This window comes from Photobacterium sp. DNB23_23_1 (genome assembly GCF_052873815.1).
In genome coordinates this window covers 1-253 of the sequence record NZ_JBNNXT010000129.1, presented here as the reverse complement: position 1 = coordinate 253, position 253 = coordinate 1, and the positions used below count along the sequence as shown (strand labels likewise).

Genomic DNA, 253 nt, shown 5'->3' with positions numbered 1-253 from the left:
TGTAGCAGTTTCCGACACGGGCACGGCGGTCGAAATGGCTGTAGGTTCGCTCGTTGCGGCTATGTACACCCATCGTCACGCCAAAACCCGTGTGGTTGATTTGGTCGATCACCTGATCAAGCTCGTTGGCTTTGAAGCGAACGATATGCAAGATCGGGCCAAAGTTTTCATACTCCAGAACATCAATAGAAGGGATTTCAAACGCCGACGGTACAACGAAATCACCGTACTGGCAAGTCGCTGGAATCGTAGC

The 253-nt window shown here is 51.4% G+C and carries 1 protein-coding gene; it reads right to left on the bottom strand.

Going from position 1 to position 253, the window contains the following annotated elements; genetic code table 11:
- Positions 1 to 253, bottom strand: a 253-nt coding sequence (locus tag ACVA53_RS25125; protein WP_446506638.1) for an aldehyde dehydrogenase family protein, incomplete at both ends; no start/stop codon positions are given.